Below are 19,611 nucleotides of genomic sequence, written 5' to 3'. Positions count from 1 at the left end.
GGGGCTCACCTCTTCCCATCCCGAACAGAGTAGTTAAGCCCGCCTGCGCAGATGGTACTGCAGTTATGTGGGAGAGTATGTCGTCGCCTTTCTTTTGAAAAGCCTGTCTGAAAAGATAGGTTTTTTTTGTTTATTTGGTACAACGCTGTTCGCCCTTCGGGCTCGGTTCGTCGCCTTTCTTTAAAAACCCCGTTCGTTAGAAAGAGGTTTTTTGTTTTTAAGCTCATTACGGATTACAACGAAAACCTGTGGAGTAGCAAAAATATTGGATCAATCTCAAAAGTTGAGGATTAGGCAAAATATTAGACAATCTGAATAGAAAGAAATCTGGGATCATAACGAAAACCTGTGGAGTAGCAAAAATTAGACGTAAATATTAGTTAACCTAAAAAGGAAAAAGTCTATGTTCCTCACAGTTCTAAATTGAGATCGCTTTTTCGTTTAGTGAAGTTCTTTATTCTTGTTGTAAAATGTAGCTTAGCTTTAATTAAATGTTAAATCAGTTTGGTGGTTTAACTTTCCGTCGATAGATTTAAATGAGTTCGTTCTTTAATGTGTATTTTTGCTTTAAAAATATATTTTAAGATGAAAAAAATCATTTTGTTTTTGACAGTACTTATTATGTCAAATTTACAAGCACAAGAAAGACCAAAATTAGTAGTTGGTATTGTAGTGGATCAAATGAAGATGGAGTATTTATATCGTTTTTCAGACGATTTCTCTGCTAATGGATTCAAACGTTTAATGGATAACGGTTATACGTTTCAAAATATGCATTTTAATTATATGCCAACGTATACTGCTCCAGGACATGCGTCTATTTATACAGGAACTACGCCAGCAATTCACGGAATTGTAAGTAATGATTGGTTTAGTAGAAAGTTAGGTAAAGAAATGTACTGTACTGATGATGCTAGTGTAAGCACCGTGGGTGATGGAACTAAAGAGGAGGGTCAAATGTCCCCTAAAAATTTATTAACCACTACTATTACTGATGAATTAAGAATGGGAACTAATTTTCAAGGGAAAGTAATTGGTCTGAGTCTTAAGGACCGTGGCGCAATTTTACCAGCAGGTCATTTTGCAAACTGGGCTTTTTGGTATAGCAAAACGGGATCGTTTATTTCTAGTTCTTTTTATGGTGAAAAATTACCGGACTGGGTTCAAAAATTTAATGATGAGAAACATTATATGCCTTACATAAATAAAGGATGGGATTTATTAAAATCTAAAGCAACTTACAATGAAAGCTTAGAAGATAATAATCCTTATGAAGGTAAATTATATAATAGTGCAGCTCCGGTTTTCCCATATGATTTAAAAGATATGTATGCCAAGAATGATGCTGGCGTAATACGTTCAACTCCATTTGGGAATGATCTATTAGCAGAATTTGCTATGAAAGCGATAGAGAAAGAGGAGTTAGGGAAAGATAATATTACTGATTTCTTAACTGTTAGTTTTTCTTCTACTGATTATGTTGGACATTTATTAGGGCCAAGATCGATGGAATTGCAAGATACATACTTACGTTTAGACCAAACTATTGCTGATTTTTTAAATTACTTAGACAAGACAGTAGGGAAGGATAATTATTTATTGTTTATGACTGCGGATCATGCTGGTGCAGAAAACGTAAATTATTTAAAAGATCATAAATATAATGTAAATAGTGTTAGTCCAAAAGATATCAGAAATAACCTAAAGGACTTTTCTATGAAAACTTTTGGTGCTGATTTAGTTTTGAATTATTCAAATTTTAATTTATTTTTTAATAGAGAAATAATTAAAAGTAAAGAATTGGACTTGGTTAAAGTTAAAGGTGCATTTAAGAATTACTTAATGACTCAAGATTACGTAAAGAGGGTGTATACTGAAGAAGAAGTTTTAAGTTCAACGGGTAATGATTATTTTTTAAACTTCATTGCTAAAGGGTATGATGTAACTCAAAATGGAGATTTGGTGATTTTAGATAAGCCAGGATATATAGAATATCAAGGTACTGGGACGTCACACGGAACAAGTTATTCTTATGACACACACGTGCCCGCTATTTTTTACGGTTGGCATATTAAAAAAGGAGAGTCTTTTAATAAAAAAGTGATTACACAAATAGCTCCTACAATCGCTCAGAAGATAAAAGTTTCATTTCCTAATGGTACTGAAGCAAATGTTCTAGAAGAAGTTTTAGATAATAAGTAAAATAGCTTTTATACTAAAAAAAGTCCCATCTCTTTTCTATTGAGATGGGACTTTTTTGTTATGCTTTTGTTCCTTCTATTGGTAATGGAATCTGATTTTTTAGTAAGTCTTCAAACGTCTCATGGGCACGTATTAAATGACCTTTTCCATTCATCCACAACACTTCAGCTGGTCGATATCTTGAATTGTAATTAGAAGCCATTGAATAGCAATAGGCACCAGCATTTCTAAAACTTAGTATATCTCCTTCTTTAATTTCTGAAATCCTTCTGTTATTTGCAAAAGTATCTGTTTCGCAAATGTATCCTACGACAGAGTAGAAGCGCTCTTTTCCTTTAGGATTTGAGATATTATCAATATGATGTTGTGAACCATATAACATTGGACGAATTAAATGGTTGAAACCACTATCAACTCCTGCAAAAACAGTAGAGGTAGTTTGTTTGATTACATTAACTTTTACTAAGAATGATCCTGCTTCACTCACTAAGAATTTACCTGGTTCGAAGATTAAGGTTAACTCTTTACCGTATTCAACGCAGAAGGCATTGAATCTTTTGGATAGTTTTTTACCTAACTCTTCGATATCCGTTTCGATATCATCTTTTTTGTACGGAACTTTAAATCCGCTTCCAAAATCTAGGAATTCAAGATTTTTAAAGTTTTTTGCAGCATCAAATAGAATTTCGGCAGCATATAAAAAGACTTCAATATCTAAGATATCTGAACCTGTATGCATGTGAATACCTACGATGTTCATTTTTGTATTTTCAACAATTCGAACTAAATGAGGCAATTGATGGATAGAGATTCCAAATTTACTATCGATATGTCCAACAGAAATATTGGTGTTTCCACCTGCCATTACATGAGGATTGATTCTAATACAAACTGGTACATTAGGGTGTTTGGCTCCAAATTGCTCTAGTATTGATAAATTATCAATATTGATTTGTACTCCCATCGCATGTACTTCTTCAATTTCTTCAAGAGATACTCCGTTTGGCGTATAAAATATTTTTTCTGGATCATAACCGGCATGAAGACCTAGTTGAACTTCTTGTATAGATACAGTATCTAGACCAGATCCCATTTCTTTTAAAAGTTGAAGTATGGCAACATTAGACAGTGCTTTCATAGCGTAATTGATACGCAAATTTTCAACCTTAGAAAATGCCTTGGTTAATCTATTGTATTGAGATTTTATTTTTTCGGCATCGTAAACATATATTGGACTTCCAAACTGTTCGGCTAATTGAAGTAGGTCTTTTGATTGCATCGTGATTATTTTTTAGCAAATTTATTATTCTTTATTGATTTCACAAGGGATTTTTTAATTCCTAACAATTTATAACAAAAAGTTATAAATTGAACAAAAAAGATGTTTTGTTCTAAGGTTGTTTTTATTGGGTGAGGGATAAGAGCGAATAGCCCACAGACACTAGAGCTTTTGCGAAAGTGACGAGGACTTGTAGCGGATAGCCCGACCAAGCTGGAACGAGAGTGGAGGCGTGGTCACCCCCAAAAGAAAATGGCTGTCGGAAAAACTATTCTGACAGCCATTTTTCAGTATTATTATGATTTATAAACCAGGTAAGTCTCCATTGCCCTTCGTTGGTAAATTTGTATATCCCATTAAATAATTATCAACTTCTCTTGCCGCTTCACGACCTTCGGAGATTGCCCATACAATCAATGATTGTCCTCTTCTCATATCTCCAGCAGTAAAAATGTGTGGTACATTTGTTTGATAATTAGTCGCTTTATAATTGCTTCTCATATCTGTTTCTAAACCCAATTGATCACTTAATGTTTTTTCAGGGCCTGTAAAACCAAGAGCCAAAAGTGCTAAATCACAAGGCCATATTTTCTCAGAACCTTCTTTTTCGATTAATTCAGGTCGTTGTCCCGGTGTCATTTTCCAGGCTACTTCTACGGTTTTCAAACCTACCAATTGCCCTTTTTCATTAGAAATAAATTCTTTGGTGTTGATTAGCCAATTTCTATCACATCCTTCTTCATGTGACGAAGATGTTTTTAATTGCAAAGGCCAGAAAGGCCAAGGTGTTGTTTCGCTTCTTCCAACGGGTGGTTTTGGCATGATTTCAAAATTGGTAACCGATTTAGCTCCTTGTCTGTTAGAGGTTCCTACGCAGTCAGAACCCGTATCTCCACCACCAATAACAATAACGTCCTTGCCAGTAGCTAGTATTTGATTTGGAATTACTTCTCCGTATAACGACTTTGTTTGTTGAGTCAAGAAAGTCATCGCTTGAACCACTCCGTTGCTTTCAATCCCCTTCGTCGGTAGGCTTCTACTAGTTGTAGCTCCTCCGCACAATACGATAGAGTCAAAAGCATTCAATTGTTCTACACTATAGTTTACCCCAACATTTACAGTGGTTTTAAAAACAATTCCTTCCGCTTCTAATATTAGTACGCGTCGGTCAATAATTCCTTTTTCTAATTTAAAGTTTGGAATTCCATATCTCAAGAGTCCTCCAATAGCATTGTCTCTTTCGAAAACAGTTACGGTGTGTCCCGCTCTGTTTAATTGTTGAGCAGCTGCTAATCCGGCAGGTCCAGAACCTATTACTGCTACTGTTTTACCTGTTCGCTCTAGCGGAGTTTGTGGTTTGATCCAGCCTTCAGCAAATCCTCTTTCTATAATGTTTTTTTCTATATTTTCGATTGCTACAGGCTCTTCGATAATACCTAACACACATGATTTTTCACATGGGGCAGGGCATAAGCGACCTGTAAATTCAGGAAAGTTATTTGTTGATTGTAAAATTTCCAAGGCACTTTGCCATTCTTCTTGATGTACCATATCATTAAAGTCAGGAATCAAATTTCCTAATGGACATGCACTATGACAAAATGGAATTCCACAGTCCATACATCTCGATCCTTGTTCTTTTATTTTATCTTTTGCTAAAGGAATTGTAAACTCACTGTAATTTGAGACACGTTCCTTTACTGCTACATTACTTTCGTTAGTTCTATCGTATTCTTTAAATCCACCTATCTTTCCCATGACTATGCTATTAGTTCTTCAATTTTCTTTTCTTCTGCTAATCGTTGTAATGCTATTTTATAATCTTTAGGCATTACCTTGATGAAATGTTTTTGTTGGTTTTCCCAATCTTCCAATATTCTTGTTGCCAATGGACTATTAGTGTACATCGAGTGATTCTTGATTAAACGTCTCAGTTTTTCCAAGTCATCTTGTTCCAATGTTTCTAAGGCGACCATTTCCATATTGCACAATCCATTTTCGAATTGTTTTTTCTCATCAAAAACATAAGCAACACCACCACTCATACCAGCAGCAAAATTTCTTCCTGTTTTACCTAATACCACTACAATACCTCCGGTCATGTATTCACATCCGTGATCTCCGATTCCTTCTACAACTGCTGTTGCTCCAGAATTTCTGACCCCAAAACGTTCTCCAGCCATACCGTTAATATATGCTTCACCAGTAATGGCACCATACAATGCTACGTTACCGATAATTATGTTTTCTTCTGGTTTAAACGTTGCGGTAGGAGGGACTTTGATGATTAATTTTGCTCCTGAAAGTCCTTTTCCCACGTAGTCATTACAATTACCACGAATTTTAAATGACAATCCATTAGTAGCAAAAGCACCAAAACTTTGTCCGGCAGAACCCTCAAAGTCAACAAGGATAGTATCTTCCGGTAATCCTTGGGCACCATATATTTTTGAGATTTCATTACTTAAAATGGCACCTACAGAACGATCTGTATTTTTAATTTTAAAGTTTACTCTTGTTTTTTCTTTTCTATAGATAGAAGGAATTGCTTCTTTTATGATTGCGAAATCAAGTACATTCTCTAATGCGTGGTCTTGAGTTGTTGTATTGTAATTCGGTACTGTTTTTGCTTTTTCAGGTTTGTACAAAATTGTAGACAAATCTAAACCACTTGCTTTATAATGCTTAATGGCTTTGTTGACATTCAGTTTTTGTGATTGTCCTACCATTTCTTTCAAGGTTCTAAAGCCTAACTGAGCCATGATTTCTCTCAACTCTTCGGCAATAAAATACATGAAGTTAATGATGTGCTCTGGAGTTCCTTTGAAATTTTTTCTTAACTCAGGATCTTGAGTAGCAATACCAACTGGACAGGTATTTAAATGACAAGCTCTCATCATGATACAACCGGAAGCTACTAAAGGCGCAGTGGCAAAACCAAATTCTTCTGCTCCTAATAAAGCTGCAATTGCAACATCACGCCCTGTTTTTAATTGTCCGTCACATTCTAATACCACACGACTTCTTAAATCATTTAATATTAAAGTTTGTTGTGCTTCGGCAAGTCCAAGTTCCCAAGGAATACCTGTATGCTGTAAGGAAGTTAATGGTGCCGCACCAGTTCCTCCGTCGTAACCTGAAATCAAAATCACATCTGCTTTTGCTTTTGCAACACCGGCAGCTATTGTTCCAACACCCACTTCAGAAACTAACTTAACATTTACACGGGCTTCACGATTGGCATTTTTTAAATCAAATATCAATTGTGATAAATCCTCAATAGAGTAAATATCGTGATGCGGAGGAGGGGAAATTAATCCAACATAAGGAGTTGAATTCCTAACTTCGGCAATCCACGGTACCACTTTTTCACCTGGTAGTTGTCCACCTTCACCCGGTTTAGCACCTTGCGCCATTTTAATTTGGATTTCTTTGGCACTTGTCAAATAATTGATAGATACACCAAAACGTCCAGAAGCAACTTGCTTAATCGCACTATTTTTTGAATCTCCATTTAATTCTTTTTGGAAACGTTTAGGATCTTCTCCACCTTCTCCAGAATTACTTTTTCCACCAATTCTGTTCATGGCAATTGCCAAGTTTTCATGGGCTTCCTGACTGATAGATCCATAAGACATGGCTCCAGTTTTGAATTTTTTTACAATTTCTGTCCAAGGCTCTACTTCTTCAATTGAAATAGGATCCAAGTTGTTGAATTCAAATAACCCTCTGATTGTCATTAGGTTTTTACTTTGGTCGTTAACCATAGTGGAATATTCTTTATAACTTTCTGGACTGTTCAAACGTACTGCCTGTTGTAATTTAGCAATAGTAGTAGGGTTAAACATGTGTTTCTCTCCGGTTCTTCTCCATCTATAAATACCTCCAATTTCTAGAGATAATAAGCTGGCAACAGTCGAATTTGGAAATGCTTTCTGGTATCTTTTTTTAACTTCTTTTTCAATTTCCATCAAACCAATTCCTTCAATTCGAGAAGGGGTATATGGGAAATATTTAGAAGTAAAAGTTTTGTTTAAACCTAAAATTTCAAAAATTTGAGCAGCTCTATACGAATGTAAAGTAGAGATCCCAATTTTATTCATGATTTTCAGGATTCCTTTTGCTATAGCTTTATTGTAATTTGCAATAGCATAATCAGGTGTTATTCCTGTAATGAAACCTTTATCTACTTGGTCACGAATGATTTCATTTACCAAATATGGGTTAATAGCACTTGCGCCATAACCAAATAATAAGGCAAAATGATGTGGTTCACGCGGTTCGGCAGATTCAATAATTATTCCGAATTTAGAACGAACCTTTAGAATATTCATCGAATGATGGATATAAGAACAAGCTAGTAGCATTGGTATCGGGGCCATTTTTTCACTAACGCCTCTATCAGAAAGGATAATGATATTGTGTCCTCCTTGTACTGCCTTAAAGGTTGCTTGAACACATTTTTCTAATGCACGCTCCAGTCCATTTACTCCTTTTTCTATTTCATATAAGGTAGAGATGGTTTGTGATTTAAAATCAGGATGGTCAATGTTTCTTATTTTATCCAGATCTTCTTTTGAAATTACCGGATTCTGAATTTTTAACTTTTTACAATGTTTTGGAACAATGTCAAAAATGTTATAATCTCCACCAATAGCCAAACTAACGTCTGTAATTATTTCTTCACGAATTCCATCCAGTGGTGGATTGGTAACCTGAGCAAATAATTGTTTGAAATAATTATAGAGCAGTTGTGGTTTATCTGATAATACCGCTAATGGAGTGTCGTTACCCATGGAACTAATAACTTCAGCCCCTTTAGCACCCATTGGGATAATTATTGTCTTTAAATCCTCAATAGTATATCCAAACAAACGCAATCTCGTTTCATAATCTATATTTTCAGTAGGAGTGCTATTATTGGTATATGGTACTTGTGATAAATTTAATAAATTGTCATCTAACCATTTTCTATAAGGACGTTTGGTTACAATTGCATTCTTAATCTCATCATCTTCAATAATTCGACCTTCGTTCATATCAACTAAGAACATTTTTCCGGGCTCTAATCTACCATGCTGCACTACATCTTCTGGTTTTATATCCAGAACACCTATTTCAGACGCCATAATTACAAAGCCATCTTTGGTAAGTGTGTAACGAGAGGGACGTAAACCGTTTCTGTCAAGAAGTGCACCAATCACATTCCCATCTGTAAATGGGATAGATGCAGGGCCATCCCAAGGCTCCATAATACAAGCATTGTACTCATAAAATGCTTTTTTATCATCTGACATGGTTTGGTGTTTTTCCCATGCTTCAGGAACGACCATCATCATAACTTCCGGTAAGGAACGTCCTGTCATTAATAATAGTTCGACAACCATATCCATAGAAGCAGAATCTGATTTTCCGTCTAATATTATAGGGAATAGTTTTTTGATGTCTTCGCCAAAAACATCACTTTGCATCAATTCTTCACGGGCACGCATTCTGCTTACATTTCCACGAAGGGTATTGATCTCTCCATTATGGCACATGTACCTAAACGGTTGTGCTAATTCCCAAGACGGAAATGTATTGGTAGAAAAGCGTTGATGAACTAAAGCTAGTCGAGTTACTAAATCATCGTCCTTTAAATCAGTATAGTATCTGCTGATATCTTCTGGCATCAATAGACCTTTATATATAATAGTCGTAGTAGACAGACTAGAGAAATAAAACATGTGGCTTTCTGAAATCTTTGAATTCAGGATAGCGTGTTCTGCTATTTTTCTGGCTGCAAATAATTTGGCATTGAATTGTTGTTCGGTTAATTCCAATCCATTCTTTCCAATAAATACTTGTTTTACTGTTGGTTCTTTTTCGGCGGCTATTTGTCCAAGGTTGGATACATCTACAGGAACATCTCTCCATCCGATTATATTCAAATTTTGATTGCGAATAGCAGTTTCAAAGGTAGTTTTGCAAAATTCAACTTGGTTTTTCTTTTTTGGTAAAAAAACCATTCCCACTGCATACTCTCTCGTTTCTGGAATAGTGAAGTCACATACTTTTTTAAAAAAATCATGAGGAATATCAAAAAGAATTCCTGCTCCATCTCCGGTTCGTCCATCTGCACTCACTGCACCACGATGCTCTAATTTTATTAAGATATCGAGTGCTTTATGAATAATGTCATTAGATTTAATTCCATTTAAATTACAAATAAATCCTGCGCCACAGTTGTCATGTTCAAATTCAGGCAAATAAAGGCCTTGTTCTTTAATTTTCATGCTTTATAATTTTTTTATACAAAAATAGCGATTTCATTAAATATAATGTATGAAACAGAGCTAAAACGAAATATTTTTACAGTAAAATTAGAATAACGTTTAATAAATGATAATAATTATATTTAGGTGGACGTGAATTACAAAATCGACAGCCTGACTTATTTGTAATGAAGATATATTGTAATATATCGTAGATACCACTAAATTTTCGCATCAAATTTCAAACGATATAGTAGCTTTTACTCCAATATTTTACTCGACTTTTACTTTTCTCATAACTTACTTTTCCTTGTAATTTTGAATTTATTGTTTAACTTGTACTATAAGAAATTTAAATAGGGAAAAGATTTTTCTGTTACCATGAATTTTGCTATTTTTGTGCCACTTATATTCTGAAATAAATTCAGGATCCAGACAAATTCTATATTATGAACATACACGAATATCAAGGAAAAGAGATTTTAGCTAGTTACGGAGTTCGCATTCAGCGCGGTATCGTTGCTAATAATGCAGTTGAAGCTGTTGCTGCTGCAAAACAATTAACTACTGAAACAGGGACAAGTTGGTTTGTAATTAAGGCGCAAGTTCATGCAGGTGGACGTGGAAAAGGTGGAGGAGTAAAACTTGCCAAAAATTTACAACAAGTAGAAGAAATTGCAGGTCAAATTATTGGAATGCAATTGGTTACGCCTCAAACTTCTGCAGAAGGTAAAAAAGTACACAAGGTTTTAGTTGCTGAAGATGTTTATTATCCTGGTGAAAGTGAAACTTCAGAATTTTACGTATCTGTTTTATTGAATAGAGCGACAGGTCGCAATATGATTATGTATTCTACTGAAGGTGGAATGGATATCGAAGAAGTAGCAGAACATACTCCGCATTTAATTTTTACTGAAGAGGTTGATCCTTCTGTAGGACTTCAAGGTTTTCAAGCAAGAAGAATTGCTTTTAACTTAGGCCTTTCTGGAAATGCTTTTAAAGAAATGGTGAAATTTATTGATGCTTTGTATAATGCATACATTGGTTCTGATGCATCAATGTTTGAAATCAACCCAGTTTTAAAAACATCTGACAATAAAATTTTAGCTGTAGATGCTAAAGTTAATATTGATGATAACGCTTTGTACAGACAAAAAGCATATGCTGAGATGCGTGATATTCTTGAAGAAAATCCAATCGAAGTAGAAGCAAAAGAAGTAGGATTAAACTATGTAGATCTTGACGGTACAGTTGGATGTATGGTGAACGGAGCTGGATTAGCAATGGCAACGATGGATTTAATTAAGTATGCTGGTTTTGAGCCTGCAAACTTCCTTGACGTAGGTGGAACTGCTGATGCAAAACGTGTTGAAACTGCTTTCCGTATTATCTTAAAAGATCCAAACGTAAAAGCGATTTTAATTAATATTTTTGGTGGAATCGTTCGTTGTGACCGTGTGGCACAAGGAGTTGTTGACGCTTACAAAAATATGGGAGATGCTATTAAAGTGCCAATTATTGTTCGTTTACAAGGTACTAACGCAGCAATTGCAAAAGAATTAATTGATAATTCAGGAATGCCAATTTTATCGGCTGTTGAATTCCAAGAAGCAGCTGACCAAGTAAAAGCAGCTCTTTCTTAATTAGAAAATTAGTAGATATAAAAAAATCCTGAGTGAAAGCTCAGGATTTTTTGTTTTTATAAAATCTATTTAAGACCAACTGCTTCATAACCTCGTAATAAAATTTGATTCTTATTATCTAAGTTATTTTTGGTTCTCACCAAGATGTTAATCATGTCAAATTTCCTGTCGCTTTTTCTTATGTTGTAAAACTCGTTTGAATTCGTAACTTCAACCGTTAAAATATAGTTTTTATCTATTTTGAAGGTTTCGATATTATCTTTAATGAATTCCCCATTTATCATATAGATGACATCGGCTTTTTTAATTTTAGTATATTCAGATTTGACTTGTTCTAAGCTTAAAAAAATGTATTTATTAGGGTTTTTAGAAGTTATATGTATTTGTCCAGCATAGCTGTTATTGTTAATTATCGTGTCATTTTTAATAATGTTTACAGATTCTATCTCTTCAGAATTTATATAGTTCATTGTATTAGCAGAAATAAATGCAGAATCAAGGAACGTGGCAGGTTCTTTAGATCTATTATTTTGTCCTAAGCTTAGTGTAGTAACGAATAACAATAATATTGTTTGGTATAATTTCATTTTGAAGCGATAAAATAGATTTATGATAAGTTAAATGTACAAAAAAATCCTGTTGGCCGTGGCGAACAGGATTTTTTGTTTTATTAATTTCCGATTTTTTGAACTTCATCGGATTCATATATGCTAAAACCTTTTTTGTTTTTTTGTGCAATTCTAAAAAGAGCTTTTGCTACGGCGTCACTTTCTATGGGTTTGTATTTTTTTAGTCCTCCAATAAATATAAATGAAAATAGTTTCATAAAAACAGAACCTAATTTTTCTCCCAGTCTAAATTCCTTCCTGTCTCCTAGAAGTAAAGAAGGTCTCAAAATTGCAACACTTTCAAAACTCGAATTTTTCAAAAAGTCTTCTATTTCTCCTTTAGTCTTCAGATAGAAATTCCCAGAAGCTTTATCGGCACCAAGCGATGAAATAGTCAGAAATTGCTTAATATCATTTTTTAGAGCGAAAGTGGCAAACTGCTTCGGATAACCGAAATCTACTTTCCTGAAGGCTTCTTTACTTCCTGCTTTTTTGATAGTGGTACCAATGGTACAGAAAAAATCATCACCAACAACTAAATTTTGATAGGTATCCTGTTTATCAAAATCTATAATATGTTGTGTTAATTTGGTATGTGTTTTTCCAGTATCTCTTTTTACAAAAGTAATGACTTTATCGTAGGCTGGACTTTCTAAAAGAATATCCAATAATTTCGAACCAATTAAGCCAGTACTACCAATAATCAAAGCAGTTTTCATAATTGAATTATTTTTTATTCTTTCCGAAATTGTATTTTACCTTTTCTACTACCTGCGTTTTTGAATTTCCTTTAGGGTAATCTTTCTTAGACGGTTTTTTTGTCGCAGATTTTGTTTTCGAAGGAGCTTCATCACCTCTTGACTTTTCTTGATCTTTTGGTTTTGCTTTAAATTCGGGTCTGTCTTTAGATCCTTCCTTTGCAGGTATTTGCGCTTTATGTTTTGCTAAAACGTCATTTGGATTTTTAGGGTTTTCCTTCGTTCCACGTAAATGGATAACTAAAGCATTCAGGAAATTGCGTAACACTTGGTCGCCACATTCCATATAATTTTCATGTTTTTCATCACGGAAAAAAGCACCTAATTCTGATTTAGTAATTCTAAAGTCTACTAATTCCAATATTTCAACAATTTGGTCATCACGTAACATTAATGCAACGCGTAGTTTTTTGAAGATATCGTTATTTGTCATCATATTCTAATTTTTTACAAATGTACGTTTAAAAAGTAAGTGGTCGTAATTTTAGGTTCAGAATTGGTATTGGTTTAGAATGCTAATTATTTTGTTTAAATCATCTTCTGTATGATTAGCTGTAAATATGATTCTGTTCAAATCTTTGCCGCCAGTAGGATATTTAAAATTAGTAACTATGATTTTATTGGTGTTAAAAAGTTCATTGATTCCTTCTACTTCGGGATAGATTACAGGATATGCAGGGTTAAATGCGAACGCTTCATTTTTCACCAAAATACTATCAATGTATTTTAGATTGTTTTTTAACTTTATATGTTGGCTTTTGTAGATTCTGCCTGCTTCTGCCAGTGCCTCAATCAGCGCAGGGCTCATTCCTGCACTTGAAACAAATGAAGGATTATTCCTTATTTGATCAATAAAAGATTGATCAGATGCAATAACACCGCCGGTAACGCCCATTGCTTTTCCTAGCGATGCGACCATAATTTTTCGTTTAATATTTTTATGATGGATCGTAGAAAAAATTCCACATCCGTTATTTCCTAAAACACCTAAAGAGTGAGATTCATCAATAACCAAAGTAATTTCCTTATTCGAAGCAATCAAATCGATAGCGGCTAAATCAACTTCTTTTATCTGAAAACTAGCGACGGCATCTGTTAGAATAGTTATTCTTTCATTTGTATCGTCTAGTAAGCGGGGATTTAATTCGTTTTCGATAAAAAACGGTAAACTATTAGGGACTTTTAGAGCCGTATGATTATTTGGAAAGCTAAAGAAAATATCTGTATGTGACGTAAGTTCTTCAATTACTAATTTTGCGGCAAGCATTCCCGATGAAACAGTAACTGTAGCATCTGCATTAATATATTCCGTTAAAAACTGTTCCCCTTTTTCATAAGCTGTAAGTTGTATGTTTGAATTCCTGGAACTTCCGTAAGCGGAGCCCCAACGTAGTATGTTTTTCACAATCAGTTGTTGAAATTCTGGGTTGGCAGGCATTCCTAAATAGGCTGTTCCGCCAAAGTATAAATAATTTTCTTTTTCAACCTCAATTATTCTGTCTGGAAACTGATTGATTTTCATTTGTAATTATTTTAAAACAACTCCCGTACCGTTCAATTCAGAATAGGTAATTTTTCCGTGTTTGATGGTTACACCATTTGCGATATCTTCTGCTAGAAGTAAGGCACCGTCCATGTCAACATAATTCAATTGTGGTAATAAATGAGCGATGGCTGAAATACCTACAGAAGATTCCGTCATGCATCCCACCATTGTTTTTAAACCTAGTTGTTTTGCTTCTTGAATCATGCGTCTGGCCGGAGTTAAACCGCCACATTTTACTAATTTGATATTTACGCCATGAAAATGGTTGTGGCATTTAGCGACATCTTCTTCAATGATACAACTTTCATCGGCTATGATTGGTAGCACAGAATGTTTGAAAACTTCCTTATGTCCTTCCCAATTATCCGCTTTCATAGGTTGCTCCAGGAATTCAACACCTAATTTTTTTAATGCTATAGCATTTCTGATTGTTTCCTCAACTCCCCATCCGCAGTTAGCGTCAATTCTGAAAATAGCATTAGTATGTTTTCTAAGCTCTGTTACGATGGCGATGTCTTCGTGGGTTCCTAGTTTAATTTTATATATAGGCCAAGGCAATTCCTTCATCTTAGAAACCATTTTGTCTATAGAAGCAATCCCGATGGTATAATCGGTTAATGGATTGTTTTCTATTGTATAGTTCCAGTATTCATATAATTTTTTCCCTTTTTTTCGAGCGTACAAATCATTGTATGCCATGTCCAAAGCGCATAACGCAAACATGTCCTCTTTTAAGTGAAAGTGCATTTTATTCCAAAAAACCTCAGGGGTTTCACCATCGCTGTCTTCGATAATGCTGCGAATTTTGTTTAAATCTTCCGTCATTACTGGTACAGTCGTATTATAATACGGATTTGATGTTGCTTCACCGAAACCCGAAAATCCTTCACTTTTTAATTCTACAATTAAAGAAGGTTGGAAATCGATTGATTCTCTCGAAATAGTAAACGTATGTTTTAACTTAAGGTCGTATGCTCTTATTATTAATTCCATAATTGGTTTTGTGGATTTATAATTTTATGTAAATCTGTAGTGACAATGGTTTGTAAATATAACGAATTAGTTAATATCCCAGCCAAATAATGGCCTTTGTAAATCCATCACGCCATAGTTTTTCATTGTGTTGGCCTCCTTCTACGATTTTCTTTTTATTCAAGTTTAAACAATAACAGCGCTTTGTATTTAAGAGATTTTCCATTTTGTTCAGGTCTGACACCATATCTTCACTTTCATTGTCGCCACACAGAAAATATATTTTGCTTTTAATTTTTTTTGTGTTTTCGACTACATCATATATTTTATCTGAGAACCAAAAGGAAGGGCTGAAAATGGCCGCTTTTCCAAACACTTGCGGGTATTTCAAAATTGCGTAAAAAGACACTAATCCACCTAGAGAGCTGCCCATTATTAGCGTATTTTTCTTTTTTGTCTTAGTTCTGTACTTTTGGTCAATTTGTGGTTTTAATGTTTTGACAATAAACTCAAGATAAGCATCGGCATTTCCTCCACCATATTTTTCATTTTTGAAGGGTGTCAACTCTTCCATGCGTTTATCATTACCATGTTCGATGCCAATAACAATTAGCTGTGCATTGATACTGTCCAATTTTTCATCAACATTCCATTCGCCTGCATAGGCCGTTTTTGTATCAAATAAATTCTGCGCATCGTGCATATAAAGAACGGAATACTTCTTCTTTGTGTTTTCATAATTCTTTGGAAGGTAAATCCATATTTTTTTTGTTGTCTGTAATTGTGGGACTTCAATCGTAAAAGTAGAAACTTGTTTTGAGGTAGTGCTTTCTTGCGCCGTTATATTTGTTACAGCAAAAAATAATCCAAGAAGGAGGAAGAGTCGGTTAATCATTAAGTATTATTTTGTGTTTTGATTTGGAAACAATTTCGTAGCTAAAAATAGTAATTATTTTTATAATTTGATTTTGAATCAAGCTAAAATACGATAGCTTTTTATTAAGTATTGCTCTTATTCTATAAATCAAATTAGTAGATTTTTATGCTGGACTTTATTTATACGGAGTATTCTATTTGTTAGTTTTAATTACTTTGAATAATGTTTTTGTCCAAGGAATGGATTTCGGTTGTCTTTTTTACTTTACTTTAACTTGCTGTAATTTATTGATTATAATGTGATTGTATATTTTTTTTATTTGTTTTGGTTAACTGTAGTAGTTTTAGAATCATTTAGTGGCACAGTTATTGGTTTTAGCCATAATAGTTATTAATTAAAATTTTGAAATATGAAAAATATAAAAATACTCGCAATGCTAGGAATTGCCTTTTTTGCCTCAAGCACAATAAATGCACAAGTTTCAGTGGGTGTAAATATTGGATTGCCTTCAATAGTTCTATCGGGTCATTATGAGCGTGGATACGAACCACAAAGAAGAACTGTTGAATATCAACAGGAGCGCGTCATTTATGTAGATAATAGAGATTATGATGAAGATAGATGGTATGATGAAAGAAGATGCGACGATAAAAAGCATCATGGAAAATGGCATAAAGGGAAAAAATATAAAGAAAGAGATCATGATGATAGGTATGATGATTAATACCCATTTCAGATAAATAGTAAAAAAGAGAACTAATTTGGTTCTCTTTTTTTTTGTTCCTTTCTCCTCATTCGATTGTTGTTCTGGTATAGATGTTTAGAATCAAAGGATGTTTTTATAGCTGTCTCTAGGCCTTCTGGCTTTTTTGAATGAAATATACTTTGATGAACACTTTACGAAACAAATGATTTGATAGTCATCAAAAAAAACAATTTAATTAGGATAAATTGTTGAATGCCTGCTTGTTTTAGGGTTTTAAATTTAAAAGCCATATTTTAGCTAAAATTAATAATTTGATGAATATGTACGAAGAAAAAAAGAGGCTACTTTTAGAAATGATTGCTTTTTCAACAGTTGATGGTCATTTACATAAAAAAGAATATGAATTTTTGTTTCTAATTGCTAATGATTTGAATATCGAAAAAGGAGGATTTAACGATTTATTTCATCAGGAATTACCAAAATTGCCTATTAAGAATGAACTTCAAAGAATTCAACAATTTTATAGATTGGCATTATTAATGCATAGCGATGCGATTTTGCACGGTAACGAAGCTACGGCCGTTAAACAAATTGCAATACGTATGGGATTGAATCCTGAGTCTGCCAAACTTGTGGTAAAAAAAATAGAAAAAGCTCCCAATACGGCCATTCCTGCTGATGTGTTATTGAGAATTTTTAGAGAAGAACGTAACTAGGTAAGCTGTTCTTGTAATTTTTTGATGTCATCACGTAATTTAGCCGCTTGCATAAAGTCCAAATCTTTTGCAGCTTTCTCCATTGCCTTTCTTTTTTCACGAATGCGCTTTTCTACTTCTGCTTTCGATAGATATTCTGTTTCTGATTCGGCAGCCGCATTTAAAGTGAGTCCTAATTCGTAATCCGCCAAAGGATTTTTAGTAAAAGCGCTCTCAATTTTTTTGTTTAGCGCTTGTGGAACTTGGTTGTTTTGTGTATTAAAATTAATTTGCTTTGTTCTGCGGTAATCGGTTTCGTCAATTGTTTTTTGCATGCTAGCCGTTATTTTATCAGCATACATAATCGCTTTCCCGTTAAGGTTTCTAGCGGCTCGACCTATAGTTTGCGTCAGCGAACGATGGCTACGTAGAAATCCCTCTTTGTCGGCATCTAAAATTGCTACAAGCGATACTTCAGGCAGATCTAGCCCTTCACGAAGTAAATTTACCCCGATCAAAACATCAAACATTCCTTTTCGTAAGTCTTGCATGATTTCAATTCGCTCTAAAGTATCGATATCCGAGTGGATATAGCGGCAACGAATATTAACCTTTGTTAAATATTTCGCTAATTCTTCTGCCATTCTCTTGGTTAGGGTAGTTACTAAAACTCTTTCGTCAACTTCACTACGCGCATGAATTTCTTCGATTAAATCATCTATTTGATTTAAACTTGGTCGAATTTCAATTACAGGATCTAATAATCCTGTTGGTCTAATAACCTGTTCTACTACTACGCCATCCGTTTTTTGTAATTCATAATCGGCTGGAGTTGCCGAAACATAAATAACTTGGTTTTGCATCGCTTCAAATTCCTCAAACTTCAAGGGGCGATTGTCCATAGCAGCGGGGAGTCTGAAACCATATTCTACTAAATTTTCTTTTCGGCTTCTGTCTCCGCCGTACATGGCGCTAACTTGAGAAAGGGTTACATGACTTTCGTCCACCACCATTAAATAATCTTTAGGAAAATAATCTAACAAGCAGAATGGTCTTGTTCCGGGCAGTCTTCCGTCTAGATAACGGGAATAGTTTTCAATTCCAGAGCAATAGCCCAGTTCTCGAATCATTTCTAAATCAAAATTAGTACGCTCTTCTAATCGTTTTGCTTCTAAATGTTTTCCGATTTCTTTGAAATAATCGACTTGTTTGACTAGATCTTGTTGGATTTCCCAAATAGCACCTTGTAGCACATCTGGAGAAGTCACGAACATATTGGCTGGGTAAATCGTCAATTTGTCAAATTTTTCAAGAACCTTAGAATCTTTTGTATCGAAACTTTCAATCTCTTCAATTTCATCTCCAAAGAAATGAATTCTGTAAGCTTCATCTGCATAACTAGGATATACGTCTACTGTATCGCCTTTTATTCTGAAGCTTCCAGGATTAAAATCGGCTTCTGTTCTGGAATATAAGCTTTGTACTAGTTGATGTAACAATTTAGTTCGAGAAATGATTTGACCTTTCTCAATAGGAATTAAATTTTTCTGAAATTCTACAGGATTACCAATACCGTACAAACAAGAAACCGATGCAACTACTAAAATATCTCTTCGTCCGGAAAGCAACGAGGCAGTTGTTGACATTCTCATTTTTTCCAGTTCTTCATTGATGGATAAGTCCTTTTCAATAAAAACTCCGGTAACAGGCATAAAAGCTTCAGGTTGGTAATAATCATAATAGGATACAAAATACTCTACTGCATTGTTTGGAAAGAATTGCTTAAATTCAGAGTACAGTTGCGCAGCCAACGTTTTATTATGTGCTAAAACTAGGGTAGGGCGCTGTACTTCCTGAATAACATTAGCGACTGTAAATGTTTTACCAGAACCAGTTACTCCCAATAAGTTTTGAAATTTCTCGCCGTCAATGATCCCTTGGGTTAATTTTTCAATGGCTTGTGGCTGGTCACCTTTGGGCTGATAATCTGATACTACTTGGAAATTCATTGGTATTGGGGTACAAAAGTTTTAGAACTGCAAAGTTACAAAGTTTATAATCATTCTAATCG

Annotated in this window: 14 protein-coding genes and 1 rRNA gene; 5 read left to right on the top strand and 10 right to left on the bottom strand. The window is 34.4% G+C overall.

What is annotated here, in order from left to right; genetic code table 11:
• Together rrf and pafA are read left to right on the top strand one after the other, a co-directional pair.
• Nucleotides 1-92 (top strand): 5S ribosomal RNA (gene rrf / locus BMW63_RS13315); the annotation flags it as partial.
• A 493-nt stretch (nt 93-585) separates the two neighbouring features.
• Nucleotides 586-2,202, top strand: a complete 1,617-nt coding sequence (gene pafA / locus BMW63_RS13310) for an alkaline phosphatase PafA (protein ID WP_074723967.1) — start codon at nt 586-588, stop codon at nt 2,200-2,202.
• A gap of 58 nt (nt 2,203-2,260) precedes the next feature.
• Here pafA and lysA read toward each other — a convergent pair whose 3' ends face one another.
• From lysA to gltB, 3 genes are all read right to left on the bottom strand, one after another.
• Nucleotides 2,261-3,481 carry a diaminopimelate decarboxylase gene (lysA, locus tag BMW63_RS13305; RefSeq protein WP_074723966.1) on the bottom strand — a complete coding sequence of 407 codons (1,221 nt, stop codon included), beginning with the start codon at nt 3,479-3,481 and terminating at the stop codon, nt 2,261-2,263.
• Between the two features lie 303 nt (nt 3,482-3,784).
• Nucleotides 3,785-5,239 (bottom strand): glutamate synthase subunit beta, encoded by a 1,455-nt coding sequence (locus BMW63_RS13300; RefSeq protein WP_074723965.1) that lies wholly within the window; start codon nt 5,237-5,239, stop codon nt 3,785-3,787.
• A gap of 2 nt (nt 5,240-5,241) precedes the next feature.
• Entirely contained in the window at nt 5,242-9,756 is a 4,515-nt protein-coding gene (gltB, locus tag BMW63_RS13295; RefSeq protein ID WP_074723964.1) for a glutamate synthase large subunit, read from the bottom strand.
• Between the two features lie 428 nt (nt 9,757-10,184).
• Between gltB and sucC the strand changes: the two genes are divergently transcribed.
• A complete protein-coding gene (gene sucC / locus BMW63_RS13290) occupies nt 10,185-11,378 on the top strand; it encodes an ADP-forming succinate--CoA ligase subunit beta (RefSeq protein ID WP_074723963.1) in 1,194 nt (397 codons plus the stop codon).
• A gap of 65 nt (nt 11,379-11,443) precedes the next feature.
• On the opposite strand, the gene BMW63_RS13285 is transcribed toward sucC, so the two are convergent.
• From BMW63_RS13285 to BMW63_RS13260, 6 genes are all read right to left on the bottom strand, one after another.
• On the bottom strand, nt 11,444-11,848 hold the full coding sequence (locus tag BMW63_RS13285; RefSeq protein ID WP_139174245.1) for a hypothetical protein: 405 nt from the start codon (nt 11,846-11,848) through the stop codon (nt 11,444-11,446).
• Nucleotides 11,849-12,048: 200 nt separating this feature from the next.
• Nucleotides 12,049-12,705, bottom strand: coding sequence for an NAD(P)H-binding protein (locus tag BMW63_RS13280; protein WP_175460289.1), 657 nt, complete (start codon nt 12,703-12,705; stop codon nt 12,049-12,051).
• 7 nt (nt 12,706-12,712) lie between these two features.
• Nucleotides 12,713-13,177 (bottom strand): DUF1456 family protein, encoded by a 465-nt coding sequence (locus tag BMW63_RS13275; protein WP_074723960.1) that lies wholly within the window; start codon nt 13,175-13,177, stop codon nt 12,713-12,715.
• A gap of 57 nt (nt 13,178-13,234) precedes the next feature.
• Nucleotides 13,235-14,266 carry an aminotransferase class I/II-fold pyridoxal phosphate-dependent enzyme gene (locus tag BMW63_RS13270; RefSeq protein WP_074723959.1) on the bottom strand — a complete coding sequence of 344 codons (1,032 nt, stop codon included), beginning with the start codon at nt 14,264-14,266 and terminating at the stop codon, nt 13,235-13,237.
• Between the two features lie 6 nt (nt 14,267-14,272).
• Nucleotides 14,273-15,283, bottom strand: coding sequence for a dipeptide epimerase (locus tag BMW63_RS13265; protein ID WP_074723958.1), 1,011 nt, complete (start codon nt 15,281-15,283; stop codon nt 14,273-14,275).
• Nucleotides 15,284-15,353: 70 nt separating this feature from the next.
• Entirely contained in the window at nt 15,354-16,157 is an 804-nt protein-coding gene (locus BMW63_RS13260; protein ID WP_074723957.1) for an alpha/beta hydrolase, read from the bottom strand.
• Between the two features lie 415 nt (nt 16,158-16,572).
• On the opposite strand from BMW63_RS13260, the gene BMW63_RS13255 reads away from it, so the two are divergent.
• Complete coding sequence (locus BMW63_RS13255) at nt 16,573-16,863, top strand: hypothetical protein (RefSeq protein WP_139174244.1); 291 nt, start codon at nt 16,573-16,575, stop codon at nt 16,861-16,863.
• Nucleotides 16,864-17,159: 296 nt separating this feature from the next.
• The gene (locus tag BMW63_RS13250) at nt 17,160-17,561 is read left to right on the top strand and encodes an excinuclease ABC subunit B (protein WP_074723955.1); all 402 of its coding nucleotides are present in this window, start codon (nt 17,160-17,162) and stop codon (nt 17,559-17,561) included.
• On the opposite strand, the gene uvrB is transcribed toward BMW63_RS13250, so the two are convergent.
• Nucleotides 17,558-19,549: an excinuclease ABC subunit UvrB gene (uvrB, locus tag BMW63_RS13245; protein WP_074723954.1), complete on the bottom strand. Its 1,992-nt coding sequence runs from the start codon at nt 19,547-19,549 to the stop codon at nt 17,558-17,560. The two genes, BMW63_RS13250 and uvrB, sit on opposite strands and share 4 nt — an antisense overlap.
• Nucleotides 19,550-19,611: the final 62 nt, after the last annotated feature.

Source organism: Flavobacterium frigoris, from assembly GCF_900111075.1.
In the GTDB taxonomy this organism is placed as follows: Bacteria; Bacteroidota; Bacteroidia; order Flavobacteriales; family Flavobacteriaceae; genus Flavobacterium; species Flavobacterium frigoris.
This window is presented reverse-complemented; position numbering and strand designations above follow the sequence as displayed.